This is a genomic window from Streptomyces corallincola, from assembly GCF_019104725.1.
Lineage (GTDB): Bacteria > Actinomycetota > Actinomycetes > Streptomycetales > Streptomycetaceae > Streptomyces > Streptomyces corallincola.
The window spans coordinates 83204-98655 of record NZ_JAHRXF010000022.1; the positions used below are offsets into that span (position 1 = coordinate 83204).

At 74.5% G+C, this 15452-nt stretch carries 13 protein-coding genes; 10 read left to right on the forward strand and 3 right to left on the reverse strand.

Going from position 1 to position 15452, the window contains the following annotated elements; translation table 11 throughout:
• Positions 1 to 43 precede the first annotated feature (43 nt).
• Positions 44 to 1567, forward strand: coding sequence for an MFS transporter (locus KUM39_RS16160; protein WP_217786343.1), 1524 nt, complete (start codon positions 44 to 46; stop codon positions 1565 to 1567).
• 125 nt (positions 1568 to 1692) lie between these two features.
• Here KUM39_RS16160 and KUM39_RS16165 read toward each other — a convergent pair whose 3' ends face one another.
• Complete coding sequence (locus KUM39_RS16165) at positions 1693 to 2415, reverse strand: lysophospholipid acyltransferase family protein (RefSeq protein ID WP_217786344.1); 723 nt, start codon at positions 2413 to 2415, stop codon at positions 1693 to 1695.
• Positions 2416 to 2766: 351 nt separating this feature from the next.
• Here KUM39_RS16165 and KUM39_RS16170 point away from each other — a divergent pair, with 351 nt between their 5' ends.
• From KUM39_RS16170 to KUM39_RS16180, 3 genes are all read left to right on the forward strand, one after another.
• Positions 2767 to 3942: a glycerophosphodiester phosphodiesterase gene (locus KUM39_RS16170; RefSeq protein WP_217786345.1), complete on the forward strand. Its 1176-nt coding sequence runs from the start codon at positions 2767 to 2769 to the stop codon at positions 3940 to 3942.
• A 129-nt stretch (positions 3943 to 4071) separates the two neighbouring features.
• Positions 4072 to 4581: an RNA polymerase sigma factor gene (locus KUM39_RS16175; protein ID WP_217786346.1), complete on the forward strand. Its 510-nt coding sequence runs from the start codon at positions 4072 to 4074 to the stop codon at positions 4579 to 4581.
• A gap of 44 nt (positions 4582 to 4625) precedes the next feature.
• Positions 4626 to 5123: a GNAT family N-acetyltransferase gene (locus KUM39_RS16180; protein ID WP_217786347.1), complete on the forward strand. Its 498-nt coding sequence runs from the start codon at positions 4626 to 4628 to the stop codon at positions 5121 to 5123.
• Positions 5124 to 5144: 21 nt separating this feature from the next.
• On the opposite strand, the gene KUM39_RS16185 is transcribed toward KUM39_RS16180, so the two are convergent.
• Both KUM39_RS16185 and KUM39_RS16190 read right to left on the reverse strand, forming a co-directional pair.
• A complete protein-coding gene (locus KUM39_RS16185) occupies positions 5145 to 5645 on the reverse strand; it encodes a hypothetical protein (protein ID WP_372455766.1) in 501 nt (166 codons plus the stop codon).
• Position 5646: 1 nt separating this feature from the next.
• Complete coding sequence (locus KUM39_RS16190; protein WP_217786348.1) at positions 5647 to 6006, reverse strand: hypothetical protein; 360 nt, start codon at positions 6004 to 6006, stop codon at positions 5647 to 5649.
• A 101-nt stretch (positions 6007 to 6107) separates the two neighbouring features.
• Here KUM39_RS16190 and KUM39_RS16195 point away from each other — a divergent pair, with 101 nt between their 5' ends.
• The 6 genes from KUM39_RS16195 to cobA all read left to right on the forward strand — a co-directional run.
• The gene (locus KUM39_RS16195; protein ID WP_217786349.1) at positions 6108 to 6758 is read left to right on the forward strand and encodes an HAD-IA family hydrolase; all 651 of its coding nucleotides are present in this window, start codon (positions 6108 to 6110) and stop codon (positions 6756 to 6758) included.
• 343 nt (positions 6759 to 7101) lie between these two features.
• Complete coding sequence (locus tag KUM39_RS16200; RefSeq protein WP_217786350.1) at positions 7102 to 7740, forward strand: GNAT family N-acetyltransferase; 639 nt, start codon at positions 7102 to 7104, stop codon at positions 7738 to 7740.
• Between the two features lie 190 nt (positions 7741 to 7930).
• The gene (gene cbiE, locus KUM39_RS16205; protein ID WP_217786351.1) at positions 7931 to 9142 is read left to right on the forward strand and encodes a precorrin-6y C5,15-methyltransferase (decarboxylating) subunit CbiE; all 1212 of its coding nucleotides are present in this window, start codon (positions 7931 to 7933) and stop codon (positions 9140 to 9142) included.
• 344 nt (positions 9143 to 9486) lie between these two features.
• Positions 9487 to 13344, forward strand: a complete 3858-nt coding sequence (cobT, locus tag KUM39_RS16210; RefSeq protein ID WP_217786352.1) for a nicotinate-nucleotide--dimethylbenzimidazole phosphoribosyltransferase — start codon at positions 9487 to 9489, stop codon at positions 13342 to 13344.
• A 94-nt stretch (positions 13345 to 13438) separates the two neighbouring features.
• Positions 13439 to 13951, forward strand: a complete 513-nt coding sequence (locus KUM39_RS16215) for a P-loop nucleotide/nucleoside kinase family protein (protein WP_217786353.1) — start codon at positions 13439 to 13441, stop codon at positions 13949 to 13951.
• Between the two features lie 216 nt (positions 13952 to 14167).
• Positions 14168 to 15452: uroporphyrinogen-III C-methyltransferase (cobA, locus tag KUM39_RS16220; RefSeq protein WP_246620219.1), on the forward strand; the 1285-nt coding region annotated here is incomplete at its 3' end.

Genomic DNA, 15452 nt, shown 5'->3' on the forward strand with positions numbered 1-15452 from the left:
GACACCCACCGGACAGACGGCCGGACACACCGGGAGAGGAATCATGACCAGCACCCTGCGGCCGGTCCGCGTGACGGAGACCGAGAGGCGTCCGGGCCGGTGGCTCGCGCTCTCGGTCCTCGTCCTGGCCGTGCTGCTGGTGGCCGTGGACGCCACCGTCCTCGGTCTCGCCACCCCGTACATCAGCGAGGACCTGCACCCCTCCGGCACCCAGCTGCTGTGGATCGGTGACGTCTACTCGTTCGCCATCGCCGGTCTGCTCGTCTCGATGGGCAGCCTCGGCGACCGGATCGGCCGCAAGCGCGTCCTGCTGATGGGCGCCACCGCGTTCGGCGCGGTCTCCGTGCTCAACGCCTACGCCACCGGTCCCGGCATGATGATCCTGGCGCGCGCCCTGCTGGGTGTCGCGGGCGCGACCCTGATGCCCGCCACCCTCGCCCTGATCCGGAACCTGTTCCCCGACCCGCGCGAGCGCAGCCTCGCCGTCGGCATCTGGGGCGCCACGGCCTCCGCCGGTACGGCCGTCGGCCCGATCGTCGGCGGTTTCCTGCTGGAGCACTTCTGGTGGGGTTCGGCGTTCCTGATCAACCTGCCCGTGATGGCGGTGCTGGTCCTGGTCGGCCTGCGGACCCTGCCCGAGTCCCGCGATCCGCGCCCCGGCCCCTGGGACCTGCCCAGCGTGGCGCTCTCCCTGGTCGGCATGGTCACCCTGGTGTACGCGGTGAAGGAGGCCGCGACCCACGGTCCGACCTGGACGGCGCTCGCCACGGGGCTGGCCGGTGCCGCCGGGCTGTACGGCTTCGTGCACCGGCAACTCACCATGCCGGTACCCCTGCTGGACGTGCGGCTGTTCCGGCGCCGGGGGTTCGGCGGTGCGGTGCTGGCCGACCTGCTGACCGTGCTCGGCATGTCGGGGCTGGTGTTCTTCCTGTCCCAGTTCCTCCAACTCGTCCAGGGCAGGCACCCGTTCGAGGCCGGTCTCGCCGAACTGCCCGCCGCCGTCGGTGCGGTGGCGGCCGGGCTGGTCGCGGGCCGCGCGGCCCGCCGGTTCTCGGTGCGCGCGGTCGTCTCCGGGGGTCTGGCCGCCGTGGGCATCGCCCTCGCCGTGCTCACCACGGCGGGCGCCACCACCGGCTACCCGGTGCTCGGCGCGGCCCTGCTGGTGGTGGGGGTCGGCGCGGGCTTCTCCTTCACGGTGACCGCCGACGTGATCCTGTCCAGCGTCCCCAGGGAGCGGGCGGGCGCCGCCTCCGCCGTCTCCGAGACCGCCTACGAACTCGGCGCCGCCCTCGGCATCGCTCTGCTCGGCTCCATCGTGACCGGCGTCTACCGCGACTTCACCGGCCCGGCCGGTACCCCGCCCGGCGCCCACGAGTCGCTGGGCGCGGCGGTGGAAGCCTCCCGTGACCTGCCCCCGCAGACCGCACACGCCCTGCTGGACGCGGCCCGCGACTCCTTCACGCACGGCCTGCACCTGGCGTCCGGCGCCGGTGCGGCGGTGCTGCTCGGCACGGCCGTCGCGGCCTGGTTCCTGCTGCGCGGGCAGAAGCTGGAGAGCGCGGACTGACGAGCGCGGGCCCGGGCGGGGACGGAGGCGGGAGCTCGGGGTGGGACTCGCCAGGACCGGCCCGCGTACGCGAGAAGGGCCCGCCCGGACACACCGGACGGGCCCTCAAGCGGGTGCGGCCGGACTCAGGCCGCCTTCGCCTTGGTCGCGTACATGTCCACGTACTCCTGGCCGGACAGCCGCATGACCTCGGCCATCACCGAGTCGGTCACCGCGCGCAGCACATAGCGGTCGCGGTCCATGCCCTCGTAGCGGGAGAACTCCATCGGCTCGCCGAAGCGGACGGTGACCTTGCCGGGGCGCGGAATGCCCTGGCCGCCGGGCTGGAGCTTGTCGGTGCCGATCACGGCGAACGGGACCACCGGGGCGCCGGTCATCAGGGTGAGCCGGGCGATGCCGGTGCGGCCCCGGTACAGACGGCCGTCGGGGGAGCGGGTGCCCTCGGGGTAGATGCCGAAGATCCGGCCCTCCTCCAGCACCCGGCGCCCGGTCATCAGCGCGGCCACGCCGCCGTTCGCGCCGTCCCGGTCCACCGGGATCATGCCGACGCCGGTGAAGAACCAGGCCATCAGCCGGCCCTTGAGCCCCTTGCCGGTGACGTACTCGTCCTTGCCGATGAACACGACCTGCCGCTTGCTGATGACCGGCAGCACGATCGAGTCGATGAAGGTGAGGTGGTTCCCGGCCAGGATCACCGCGCCCTCTCCCGGAATGCGCTCGATGCCCTCCACCTGTGGGCGGAACATCAGGCGCATGACCGGTCCGAGCACTGCCTTGATGAACGCGAAGCGGGACAACGGGTCCTCCGGTGCCGAGGGAGCGATATGAGTCTGTGCAGGTGAGGACATTACTCGCGGCCCCGGTCAGGACGCACGCCGGGTGCGGACGGTTCACCGGGGTCTTACACGCCGTTGACACGGGTTCACCTGCGGAGGGCGCCGGTGACACGCCCGTGGTGGGGGCGCGGCGATGTGACGGACATCGCGCGGAGCCTCCACCGTACGGGTGCCCCCGGACGGGGCGCGGGTGCCGACGGAGTGTCACCTCCCGGCCCGCGCAGGGCACTCCCGGTCCGGTCGGCCCGGTCTGCGCGCGTCACGTCCCGTCGGCCGAGTGTTCGGGCACAGGTCTCCCCTCCGTCACATCCGCACCCCTACGATCGGGCCGCACCGAAGGCCCGACACCAGGAGGATGCTCAGATGGACAGCGCCCAGGGGAACGACCGTACGCAGGGAACGGGACGACGGGCGCTGCTCGGCGCCGCGGTGCTCGGCGCGGGCGGAGCGGTCCTCGGACTGCCCGGCGCGGCCCGCGCGGCCGGGAACGGGACGGCGTCCCACGGCGGACGCCGCCTCAAGGGGCTGCCGGTGCCGACGATCATCGGCCACCGGGGCGCCAGCGGCTACCGCCCCGAACACACCTTCGGCTCCTACGAACTCGCCCTCGACTTCGGCGTGGACATCGTCGAGGCCGGTGACCTCGTCCCCACCAGGGACGGGCATCTGGTCTGCCGCCACGAGCCGGAGATCGGCGGCACCACGGACGTCGCGGACCACAAGGAGTTCGCCGACCGGAAGACCACGAAGACGCTGGACGGGGTCGCCACCACCGGCTGGTTCACCGAGGACTTCACGCTCGCGGAGCTGAGGACGCTCCGCGCGATCGAGCGCATCCCGGCCAACCGCCCGCACAACACGATGTACAACGGCCACTGGGGAATCCCCACCTTCGAGGAGGTGCTCCACTGGCAGGACGAGCAGACCCGCAAGCGCGGCAAGCAGGTCTGGATCTACCCCGAGACCAAGCACCCCACCTACTTCCGCGCGCTCGGCCTCGGCCTGGAGGAGCGGGTGGCGAAGCTGCTCCGGCAGCACGGCAAGGACCGCCGTGACTCGCCGGTCATCCTCCAGTCCTTCGAGCCGACCAGCATCCAGCGCCTGAACCGGCTGGTGGACAACAACCTCGCCGTGCTGCTCGGCGCCGCCGCCAGCCGCCCGTACGACTTCGTCGCCACCGGCGACCCGCGCACCACCGCCGACCTGATCAGCCCCGAGGGCCTGCGGGAGATCGCCGGTTACGCGCAGGGCATCGGCCCGACGCTGGACCTGATCATCCCGCGCAACGCCGACGGCACCCTCGCCAAGCCCTCCACGCTGGTCGCGGACGCGCACCGGGTCGGCCTGGTCCTGCACCCCTACACGATGCGCAACGAGAACCCGTTCCTGCCCGCCGAGTTCCGCAAGGGCACCTCGGCGGACGGCTACGGCGACGCGTTCGGCGCGTTCAAGGCGTACTTCGCCACCGGCATCGACGGCCTGTTCACCGACAACGGCGACACCGCGCTGCGGGCCCGCGCCGAGTACCTGGCCCGCTGACCCACCGGCGGGAGCCCACCGGCCCGCACGCCCGGCAGGCGTGTCAACCGGCCGCCCCCGCCGCACCCCGATCGGGGTGATCCCGCGCCGTCCCGGAACCTTCCGCCGGGGCGGCGCGTCGCTGCGCACATGATCCACGACCTGCCCGCGCTCACCCTGGACCTGCTGGCCGTGCTGCGCCCCGCGCTCACCGCCGAGGCGGCGGCCGAAGCACCCGCCTGCGGCGGCGAGCCCGGCGATCTGGAACAGGCCGTCTGGGTACGCCTGTTGGAACGGCTGCGCGCCGACGGTCCGCCCCGCGATCCGGGACGCTGGGTGCGCCGGGCGGTGCGCGCCGAGGCCCGCTGCCTCCGCCGCGCCCTGCGCCGCCGGAACCCCGACCCGCCCGACCCCGCCGCCGTCCCGCTTCCCCGTACCCCCGGGGGCGACGGCGCGCTGCCGGGCGCGGTGCGCCGACTGCCCGGCCACTGCCCCCGGCTGCTCGGCGCGCTGTTCTCCGTACGGGATCTCACCTACCCGGAGATCGCGGGGGAGTTGGGTATCTCACAGGGGAGTATCGGACCGGAACGCGCCCGATGTCTGGAATGCCTCCGGCGATTGCTCACACCGGAGATTGCGGCCCGCCGGGCGTGGGGATAGGAGTGGGGGACATCGGTGATCAGGTGAGCGGGAGGCGTGCGCATATGGGCATGAGCGTGACCATCGCGGGGGCGGCCGGACAGGACGCGGAGCAGATCTTCAAGCTCCAGTACCTCTGCTTCCAGAGCGAGGCGGCGCTGTACGGGAACTACCGCATCGACCCGCTGGTGCAGACCCTGGAGTCGGTCCGCGAGGAGGTCGCCGCCGACTGCGTGTTCGTCGCCCGGCTCGGGGACGAGGTGGTCGGATCGGTGCGCGGGCGCCTCACCGAGGAGGGCGCCGCCGACATCGGCGGGCTCTGTGTGCACCCCCGCCTCCAGGGCCACGGCATCGGCGCCCGGCTGCTGCGCGCCGCCGAGACCGCGCTCGCCGAGCAGCGCGGCGCCACCCGGTTCCGGCTGCACACCGGCCACCGCAGCGAGCACAGCCTGCGCCTGTACCGGCGCGTCGGCTACGAGGCCGTCGGCCGCTCCACCGGCGCGGACGGCGTGGAGATGATCGTCCTGGAGAAGTCGGCCGGGGTGTACGCCGCCACCGCCTGACGGCCGCGCGGCGGCCCGGCGCTACGCGGTCGCGGTGTCCCGTTCCGCCCGGCGCAGCCAGCGGATCGCGGACAGCGGCAGCAGTACCGGGATGAACACGTAGCCCATGCCGTAGTCGGACCACACGGTCGAGTCGGGGAACGCCGACGGCTCGACCAGGGTCCAGGTGCCGACGATCAGCACGCCCGCCAGCTCGGCGGCGCAGCACACCAGCGCCGCCCGGCGGGCCGTCTCCCCACCGCGCACCAGGGTGTACGTGATGAACGCGTAGACCAGGCCAGCGAGCGCGGACAGCGCGTAGGCGAGCGGGGCCCGGCCGAAGTCGGTGGACATCTCGTACACCGAGCGGGACAGCGCGCCGACCACCATCACGCCGTAGAACCAGACGAGCAGCAGGCCGGGGCCGCTGATCAGCCGGGCCCGCTTCCGCCCGGCCGGTGCGGTCCCGGCCGGTTCTCCCGCGGTCCGTTCCGCCGCGGCCGTTGACGACGTGGTCGCGCCGGTCCTCTCGACGTCCGCCACGTCAGCCTCCCCAGATGTCGTAGAGCCGTACTTCCAGCACGGCGAGGACGATCCCGGCGGCGGCGACCGTCACCGAGCCCCAGCGGGTGCGCTCGCCCAGCGACATGAACCCGGCGGCCGGGACGCAGGCGAAGGAGCCCAGCAGATACGCCACGAAGATCGTCGTGCCCTGCTCCGGCCTCTCCCCGCGCGCCAGCAGCACGATGCCGGTGACCAGCTGCGCCAGCGCCAGCACCGACACCACGGCCATGCCGATGAAGTGCCAGTCCTTGGTGGGCTGGTCCCGGTAGGCGGCCCAGCCGCACCAGGCGGCGAGCAGCAGCGCGGCGACGCCGGTGAGCAGCGTCAGGGCATTGAGCATGCGGTGACCTTAATACGGCCCAAAGGGACCCCCGCCGCCGCCCCCGGCGTACGCCCGCCCCGTGGCCGGGGGAGCGCGCCCGGTCTCGTAGGGTCGGACGCATGACCCTCCACGCCCGCGCCCTCCTGTTCGACAACGACGGCACCCTCGTCTCCTCCCTGGAGTCCGTCGAGCGCTGCTGGACGCGCTGGGCGGGGGAGTACGGAGTGACCGCCGAGCAGTTCGGGCGCATCCGGCTGCACGGCCGGACCGCCGCCGAGATCGTCGCCGACCTGCTGCCCGCCGACCTCGTCCCCGAGGCGGTCGCCCGGATCGAGGAGCTGGAGGTCACGGACGTGGCCGGTGGGGGCGTACGGCTGCTGCCCGGCACCCGTGAGCTGCTGGACGCGCTGCCCGCCGACCGCTGGGCGGTCGTCACCTCCGCCACCCGGCGGCTCGCGGAGGCCCGGCTCGGTGCCGTCGGCATCACCCCCAAGACACTGATCGCCGCCGACGACGTCCGCCGGGGCAAGCCCGACCCCGAGCCCTATCTGCTCGCCGCCCAAACCCTCGGCGTCGATCCCGCGCACTGCGTGGTCTTCGAGGACGCCCCCGCCGGACTCGCGGCGGGCCGCGCGGCCGGGATGACGACCGTGGCCCTCGCCACGACCCACCGAGCCGCCGACCTCGACGCCGACCTCGTCGTCCCCGACCTCTCCGCCCTGCGGGTACGGGAATCCGGGGCCGGAACCGAGATCACCGTCCGCTCCTGAACCCACCGGTCCGGAGTCCGCGCAGGACAGCCCCCACGGCGACCTCCTCGCCGTCGGGAAGGGTGACCAGAAGGACCCGCGCGTCGGCAAGCCGTTCACCCCGCCCGAGGTGAAGAGGGCCGTCGAGGACACGTGCCGGGGCTTGTTCGTCCCCTCGTTCCGACCGCACCGCGAGGGGGTCGTCTCCCGCGCCGCGAGACGGCCCCCTCGCGCGACCCCGTTGTGCGATCCCGCCGTCCGATGCTGCATGCTGGGCAGTTCAGCAGCACCCCGGCGGTCCCGGAGCCCGGCTCGGGCATCCGCTTTCGAAGGACAGGGAGCCTCGAACGTTATGGAGCGGCGCATGACGAGCACCTTCCCCAACATCTCCATCAGCACGGAGCGGTTGGTGCTGCGCCCCCTCGACGAGGACGACGCGCCCGCGCTCGCCGCGATGATGAACGACGAGCAGGTCGCCGCCTGGACCAGCGTCCCCCAGCCGTACACCGAGGACGCCGCCCGCCACTGGATCGACGGCTACGCCCCCGCCGAACGCGCCTCCGGACGCGGACTGGACCTCGCCGTCACCGAGTTCCTCACCCAGCGCCTGGTCGGCGTCATCCAACTCGGCCGCACCGACTGGCGGATCCGCTCCACCGAGCTGTCGTACATCGTCGCCCCCTGGGCGCGCGGCGAGGGATACGCCTCCGAGGCCGCCCTCGCCGCCGCCCAATGGCTTTTCCACGACCAGAGGTTCGAGCGCATCGAGCTGCGCACCGCCGCCGACAACACCGCCTCCCAGCAGGTCGCGCAGAAGATCGGCTGCATCAGCGAGGGCGTGCTGCGCAACGCCTGCATAGTGCACGTCCGCACCGAGGACGGCACCTGGACCGACCAGCGCACCGACTTCATCGTCTGGAGCCTGCTCCCGGAGGACCTGGAGGGCGCCGACGAACAGCTCGCCGAGACCGGCGGCTTCGGCACGTACTCCGACTGGAACTGAACCACCCGCGCGCCGCCCCCGCCCGGCGAACCGTTCCCGCACAGTGGGGCCCGGCCGCCGGGGCGTACCCCGCCCGGCGCCGCCGCCCCGCCCGTCCGCTACCTTCACCGGGTAACCTCGCGGCACCCGCCCCCGGCGGCACCGCGCCCGAACGCACCTGACGACCAGTGAGAGCGGGAGACTGACGACGATGGCCGACCGGGTCACGGTGATCGGCTGGGACGGCTCGCCGCCCACCGACGCCGCACGTGCCGCGCTCGCCGCCGCCACCCTCGTCGCGGGCGCCGCCCACCACCTGGCGCTCCCCGAGATCCCGCCCGGCGCCGAACGCGTCCGCCTCGGCAGCGTCGCCCTCGCCGCCCGCCGCATCGCCGGACACCGGGGCACCGCCGTCGTCCTCGCCGACGGCGACCCCGGCTTCTTCGGCGTCGTACGCACCCTGCGCGCACCGGAGTTCGGCCTGGAGGTCGAGGTCGTCCCCGCCGTCTCCTCCGTGGCGAGCGCCTTCGCCCGCGCCGGAATGCCCTGGGACGACGCACAGGTGGTCGTCGCCCACCCCCGTACGCTGCGCAGGGCCGTCAACGTGTGCCGCGCCCACACCAAGGTCGCCGTCCTCACCTCGCCCGGCGCCGGACCCGCCGAACTCGGCCTGCTGATGGAGGGCGTGCACCGCACCTTCGTCATCTGCGAGGAACTCGGCACCGACCGCGAACAGGTCTCCGTCGTCACCTCCGACAAGGCTCCTGACCACACCTGGCGCGACCCCAACGTGGTCATCGTCGTCGGCGGTACCCCCGGTGCGGGCGGGGACGGCGGCTGGATCGCCGGGCGCGATCCCGGCGCCGGTCCGCGTGGCTGGGTCCTGCCCGACGAGGAGTACGGCGGCGATCTCGGCGAGGGCGGTGCCGGACACGTCCGCGCGGCCCAGCTCGCACGCCTCGGACCCCGGACCGGGGACCTCCTCTGGGACATCGGCTGCGGCGCCGGTGCCTTCGCCGTCGAGGCCGCCCGCGCCGGTGCCGCCGTCATCGCCGTGGACCGGCTCCCGGCCGCCTGCGCCCGCACCGACGCCGCCGCCCGCCGGTACGGGGTCCAGTTGCAGATCGTGGCGGGCAGCGCCCCGCACGTGCTGGAGAACCTGCCCGAACCCGACGTCGTACGGATCGGCGGCGGGGGAGCGGCCGTCGTCTCCGCCGTGGCCGACCGCCGCCCGCAGCGCATCGTCACCCACGCCGCCACCCGCGACGAGGCCGAACTCGTCGGCCGGGGCCTGACCGAGCACGGGTACCACGTCGAATGCGCCCTGCTCCAGTCCGTCGAACTCGACACCCGCGCCTGGACGGAGACCGAACGGAACGTCGCGTTCCTGCTCAGCGGGGTCCTGCCCGACCGCGCCCCGTGATCGGGTTGTCGTACCGCGCGCGGTAGGCTGGCCGATCGTTGTACCGCAGCTGTGGACCGGAACGTCGTACGCCAATGTCCCTGAAACGCGTTCGCCTTGGGGCGGGCGTGGTACAGCGCAACCCGAGGACGCGCGACGTGGCGCAGTCCACAGCGGAAGTCCCGGATCATGCTGTCGCCGGGGCGGGACGGCCGGGACAATGCCACTGAATGGCTTTGTCGCCTTTTCCGGCGGGTCGTTCGTGCCGCTCGGCACGCACGCTCGTTCTTCACTGTGAGGCGGTCGGTGCGCCGTTCCGGGTGAGCCGGCCGTAGAGAGCACTAACCGATGGGCGAGGGGTACGCATGACCGACACCGGCCAGGGCCCGGAAGAGGGACAGCCGGAGAGCGCAGGCATGGCGGAACCGCCGGGCGCCGGTGCGCACGGCGCGTACGCCTACCTCTCCGAGGCACCCGCCGAGGACGAGGACCTGCTGCTGCCGGGTGCCCAGGGCGCGTGGGGCAACGAGGTGCCGCCGCCCGCTCCCGAACCCGTCGTCGAAGCCGTCCACCAGCCCGGCCCGCACGAGACGGCCGGACGGGACAGTGGCTCCGTGGACCTCAGCGGCGTACGCCTGCCCGATCCGGGGCCGGTCTCCGTGCCGCCGTCGCCCATCCTCTCCACCCCGCACGACGCGACCGCCGCCGCGCAGCAGCCGCCGCGCCGACCGCTGCACCTCGGCCCGCCCATCCCCAACGCCTCCGCCGGTCCGGTCCGCTCCCTCGCGGACCGCGGCCCCGCCGGGGCGCCGGTGCAGCGGCTCCATGCCGTCACGGCGCCCGCCGCGCCCGCCGCCGCGCCGGTGCCCGCGCAGCCGGACGGCTGGGCCGCACCGGTTGCGGAAACGGTTGACCCGGCCGTCCCCGCCTTCCCGGCCTCGTCCCCGGCCTCGTCTCCTTCCCCGTCCTCGGACACCGGTACGGCCGATGTCGCCCAGGCGACACTGACCCGGCTCGCCACCCAGGCCGCCCCCACGCCGCAGGGCGTCCACGGGCACGACGGGATGCAGTCGGTGCACGGGCACGACGGGGTGTACGTCCCGGAGCCCGCGGATGCGGGCGAGGCCGGTACGGGTGAGGCCGGTACGGGTGAGGCCGGTACGGGTGAGGTGCCCGAGCCGCCCGCGTCCGTGGAGCCCGCCGGAGTTGTCGAGCCGGGGCGCGTTGCCGAAGAGGGCGTCGCCGAGCCGGTGGAGGGTGTCGCTCCGGAGGCCGTTGACCCGGAAGCCGTCGCCCCGGAAGCCTTTGCCCCGGAAGCCTTTGCCCCGGAAGCCGTTGGCCCGGTTGCCGAGGCTGTCGTCCCGCAGATCCCCGAAGAGGGCACCCCGGAGCAGCCCGGTGCGGAGGCCGGGGGAGTGCCCGAGGCTGTCGCAGCCCCCGAGGTCACGGAGACCCCCGCGGCTGTCCCGGCCCCGGAGCCCGCTCCGGTCGTGGATGCGGTCGCGGTGCCCGAGGACGTTCCGGTGCCGGAGGAAGTCCCGGTGTCCGAGGCGGAGTTGACGCGGGAGGAGGCGCCGCTCACGGAGGCCGTGCCCGTGCCCGGGGCAGCTCCGATCCACGAGGCCGCCCCGGCCGCCGAGGTTGCCCCGGTTGCCGAAGGCGCTCCGGCCCCCGATGTCCCCCCGGCCTCCGAAGCCGTACGGGTCGAGGCGCAGCCGGAGCCGGTGCTCCCCGAGCCCGTCGCCGCCGAGCCCGTCGGCACTGCGCCCGTCGTAGCCGAAGCCGCCGTACCCGCCGAACCCACCCCCGCCGTGGACCAGGCTCCCGAGGGGGCCCCCGAGCCCCTGCCGACCGCCGCCGACTCCGCCCTGGACGCGCTGCTCGCGGAGGCGGCCGAGCCTGCCGCCGAGGCACCCGACCCCGCCCGGCGGACGGCCGTAGCCGAGCCCGAACCGCTCGCCGCCGAACCCGAGCCCCTTCCCGCCGAGGCACCCGCCCCGGCTCCCGAGCCCGCGCCGGGAGCCGAGACGCTGGCGGTCCACCCCGCCGACACGGCCCCCCGGGCGGCCACCGTCCCCGCCCCGGCCGGTCCGCAGATCCGGGCCGTCCTGCCGGAGGCCCCGGCGCCGCAGGCCCCCGTCCCGGCGGCCGTGGAGCCGGAGCCGTACCCGGAGCCGGTCGGCCCGCTCGCCGACCCCGTGCCGCACGTCGTACCCGATGCGCCGCTCGGCCAGTTCGTGCCGGTCGAGGGACAGGTCCCCACCACCCCGCACCTCGCGCCGACCCCGCCGCAGCCGCTGGTGCTGCCGGTGCTGGACGTACCGGAGCAGGTGCCCACGGTTCCGGCGCCCCGTGACGCCGAGTCGGCGCGGGCCGCGCTCCAGGACGCCGTTCCCGCGCAGAGCGCCGACGACCTGGAGACCAGGGCCGCCGACCAGGAGGACGCCGAGGAGGCCGCGCCCCCGGCGGACGAGGCGCGCCGGTCCACCGGTCCGGCCGCACCCGGCTACGACGACGCCGAGCGCGCCGCCGTGCTGAAGGTCATGCGCGAGCGCCGCGACATCCGCAACGGCTTCCGTGACGACCCGATCCCGCACGAGGTGCTGCTGCGCGTGCTGGAGGCCGCGCACACCGCGCCCTCCGTCGGGCACTCGCAGCCCTGGGACTTCGTCGTCATCCGGTCCGCCGAGACCCGCCGCGCGATGCACGAACTGGCCGTGCGTCAGCGCGACGCGTACGCGAAGTCGCTGCCCAAGGGCCGGGCCAAGCAGTTCAAGGAACTGAAGATCGAGGCCATCCTCGACACCCCGGTCAACATCGTCGTCACCGCCGACCCCACCCGCGGCGGCCGTCACACCCTCGGTCGGCACACCCAGCCGCAGATGGCGCCGTACTCCTCCGCGCTCGCCGTGGAGAACCTGTGGCTCGCCGCGCGTGCCGAAGGACTCGGTGTCGGCTGGGTCAGCTTCTTCGACGAGCGGGAGATGGTCCGCGCGCTCGGCCTGCCCGAGCACCTGGAGGTCGTGGCGTACCTGTGCGTCGGGTACGTGGACGAGTTCCCGGAGGAGCCCGAGCTGATGCAGGCCGGGTGGTCCAAGCGCCGTCCGCTGTCCTGGGTCGTGCACGAGGAGACGTACGGCCGTCGCGCCCTGCCCGGGGAGGAGCCCCACGACCTGCTCGCCGAGACCGTCGCGCAGATCCGCCCGCTGGACGCCAAGGCGCTTGGGGAGGCGTGGGAGCGGCAGAAGCGGATGACCAAACCGGCCGGTGCGCTCGGCATGCTGGAGATCATCTCCGCGCAGCTCGCCGGGCTGTCCCGGCAGTGCCCGCCGCCCATCCCGGAGCCCGCGGCCGTCGCCGTGTTCGCCGGTGACCACGGGGTGCACGCCCAGGGTGTCACCCCCTGGCCGCAGGAGGTCACTGCGCAGATGGTGGCCAACTTCCTCGGCGGGGGAGCGGTCTGCAACGCGTTCGCCGCGCAGGTCGGCGCCGAGGTGTGCGTCGTGGACGTCGGCGTCGCCGCCGAACTGCCGTCCACGCCCGGCCTGTTGCCCCGCAAGATCCGGGGCGGCACCTCCGACATGACGACCGGGCCCGCGATGACCCGCGAGGAGGCCAAGGCCGCCGTCGAGGTCGGCATCGAGACCGCCCGCGACCTCGTGGCGGCGGGCAACAAGGCGCTGCTCACCGGTGAGATGGGCATCGCCAACACCACCGCCTCCGCCGCGCTGATCTCCGTCTTCACCGGCGCCGACCCCGCCGAGGTCACCGGCCGGGGCACCGGCATCAACGACGAGACGCTGGCCCGCAAGACGGAGGTGGTCCGCCGCGCCCTCGACGTCCACCGGCCCGACCCGGCCGACCCGCTCGGCGTCCTCGCCGCCGTCGGCGGTTTCGAGCACGCGGCCCTGGTCGGCCTGCTGCTCGGCGGCGCGTCCCTGCGTACGCCGGTCATCCTCGACGGTGTCAGCGCGGGAGCCGCGGCCCTCGTCGCCCGTGCCATCGCCCCCGAGGTCCTGGCCGCCTGCATCGCCGGACACCGCAGCGCCGAGCCCGGTCACGTCGCCGCCCTCAACAAGCTCGGTCTCCGCCCCCTCGTGGACCTCGATCTCCGCCTCGGCGAAGGCACCGGCGCCCTCCTCGCCCTGCCCCTGGTCCAGAGCACGGCCCGCGCGATGCACGAGGTGGCGACCTTCGACTCGGCGGGAGTCACGGAGAAGTAGCACCAACCGGCCCGTACCGACTGCTACTTGACGGTCCCGCACCCGACGGGCGCGGGACCGTCACCCGTCGCCCGCCCCCGCGAGGAGCCTTCGGATGTCCCGGTCCCCCCGCTCCGGCGACACCCCCGCCCCCAGGCTCATCCTCCTCTGCGGACTCCCCGGCTCCGGGAAGACCACCCTCGCCCGGCGCCTGGCGGCCGAGATCCCGGCGGTACGGCTCTGCCCCGACGAGTGGCTGACGGACCTCGGTACCGACCTGTTCGACGCACCGGCCCGCGACCGGCTGGAACGGCGCCTCTGGGGCCACGCCCAGGATCTGCTGCGGCTGGGGCAGACCGTCATCTTGGAGTTCGGTTTCTGGGCGCGTGCCGAACGCGACGAGAAGCGCCGGGCCGCCCGCGCCCTCGGCGTCCCTGTGGAACTCCGCCATCTCCCCGTCCCCCTGCAGGAGTTGGCCAGCCGCCTGGAGGCCCGCCGCCGGGCGGGGACGCCGAGAACCGCCCCGGTCGGGCGCGCGCAGCTCGCGGACTATGCGCGCTCCTTCCAGCCCCCCGGCCCCACCGAACTCGCCCTCTACGACCCACCGCCCCCGGACCGGAACGGCTGACCGAGGACCGCGCGCAAGGGCACGCCTAACGGTCACCCACCCGGAGGCGGACAGCGCCCCCACGCCGGGCACCGCTTACCGGCCCCCCGGACCACCAGGGTTTCCGGCCCCTGGAACCCCTTCGCGTCCCCCCATCCGGACACCCACCCGCCCCCACCTCCCCCGTAACCTAAAATCCGCACGTCAGGACCATCGCCCCGCCCGAGAGGAGCCGTCATGGCCGAACCCCCCGCCTACCCCGTGGGCCTGCGCCTCTCGGGACGCCGCGTCGTCGTGCTGGGCGCCGGACAGGTGGCCCAGCGCAGGCTGCCCGCGCTGATCGCGGCCGGGGCGGACATCCTGCTGGTCTCGCCGCGGGCGACGCCCTCCGTGGAGGCGATGGCGGACGCGGGCGAGGTGACCTGGGAGCGCCGCCCGTACGCCGAGGGCGACCTCACCGACGCGTGGTACGCCCTCATCGCCACCGACGACCCGGCCGCCAACACCGCCGCCTCCGCCGAGGCCGAACAGCGTCGCGTGTGGTGCGTCCGCGCCGACGACGCCGACCGAGCGACCGCGTGGACCCCCGCCACCGGCACCAGCGCGGGCGTCACGGTCGCCGTCCTCACCACCGACGCGCGCGGCCGGGACCCCCGGCACACCGCCGCCATCCGGGACGCGGTCGTCGCGGGCCTGCGCGACGGCACCCTGGTCGCCCCGCACCACCGCACCCGTACCCCCGGTGTCGCCCTGGTCGGCGGTGGCCCCGGCGACCCGGACCTGATCACCGTGCGCGGCCGCCGCCTGCTCGCGGAGGCCGACGTGGTGATAGCCGACCGCCTGGGCCCGCGCGACCTCCTCGCCGAACTCCCCCCGCACGTCGAGGTCATCGACGCCGCGAAGATCCCCTACGGCCGCTACATGGCCCAGGAGGCGATCAACAACGCCCTGATCGAGCACGCCAAGCAGGGCAAGTCCGTCGTACGCCTCAAGGGCGGCGACCCGTTCGTCTTCGGCCGGGGCATGGAGGAGATGCGGGCGCTCGCGGAGGCCGGCATCCCCTGCACGGTCGTCCCCGGTATCTCCAGCTCGATCTCGGTACCGGGCGCGGCCGGAATCCCGGTCACCCACCGGGGCGTGGCCCACGAGTTCACCGTGGTCAGCGGCCATGTCGCCCCCGACGACGCCCGCTCGCTCATCGACTGGCCCTCGCTGGCCGGACTCAGCGGCACCCTGGTCGTCCTGATGGGCGTGGACAAGATCGGGAAGATCGCGGACACCCTCGTCGCGCACGGCAGGCCGCCCGAGACCCCGGTCGCCTTCGTGCAGGAGGGCACGACCGCCGCGCAGCGCCGGGTGGACGCCACCCTCGCCACGGCCGCCGACACCGCCCGCGAGCAGGACGTACGGCCCCCGGCGGTCATCGTGATCGGCCCGGTGGTCACCGTGGGCCCGGACCCGGCGGCCCCACCCGCACCCCGAGCACCCCCCCCCCCCCCCCCAAAACCGCCCCCCCCCCACG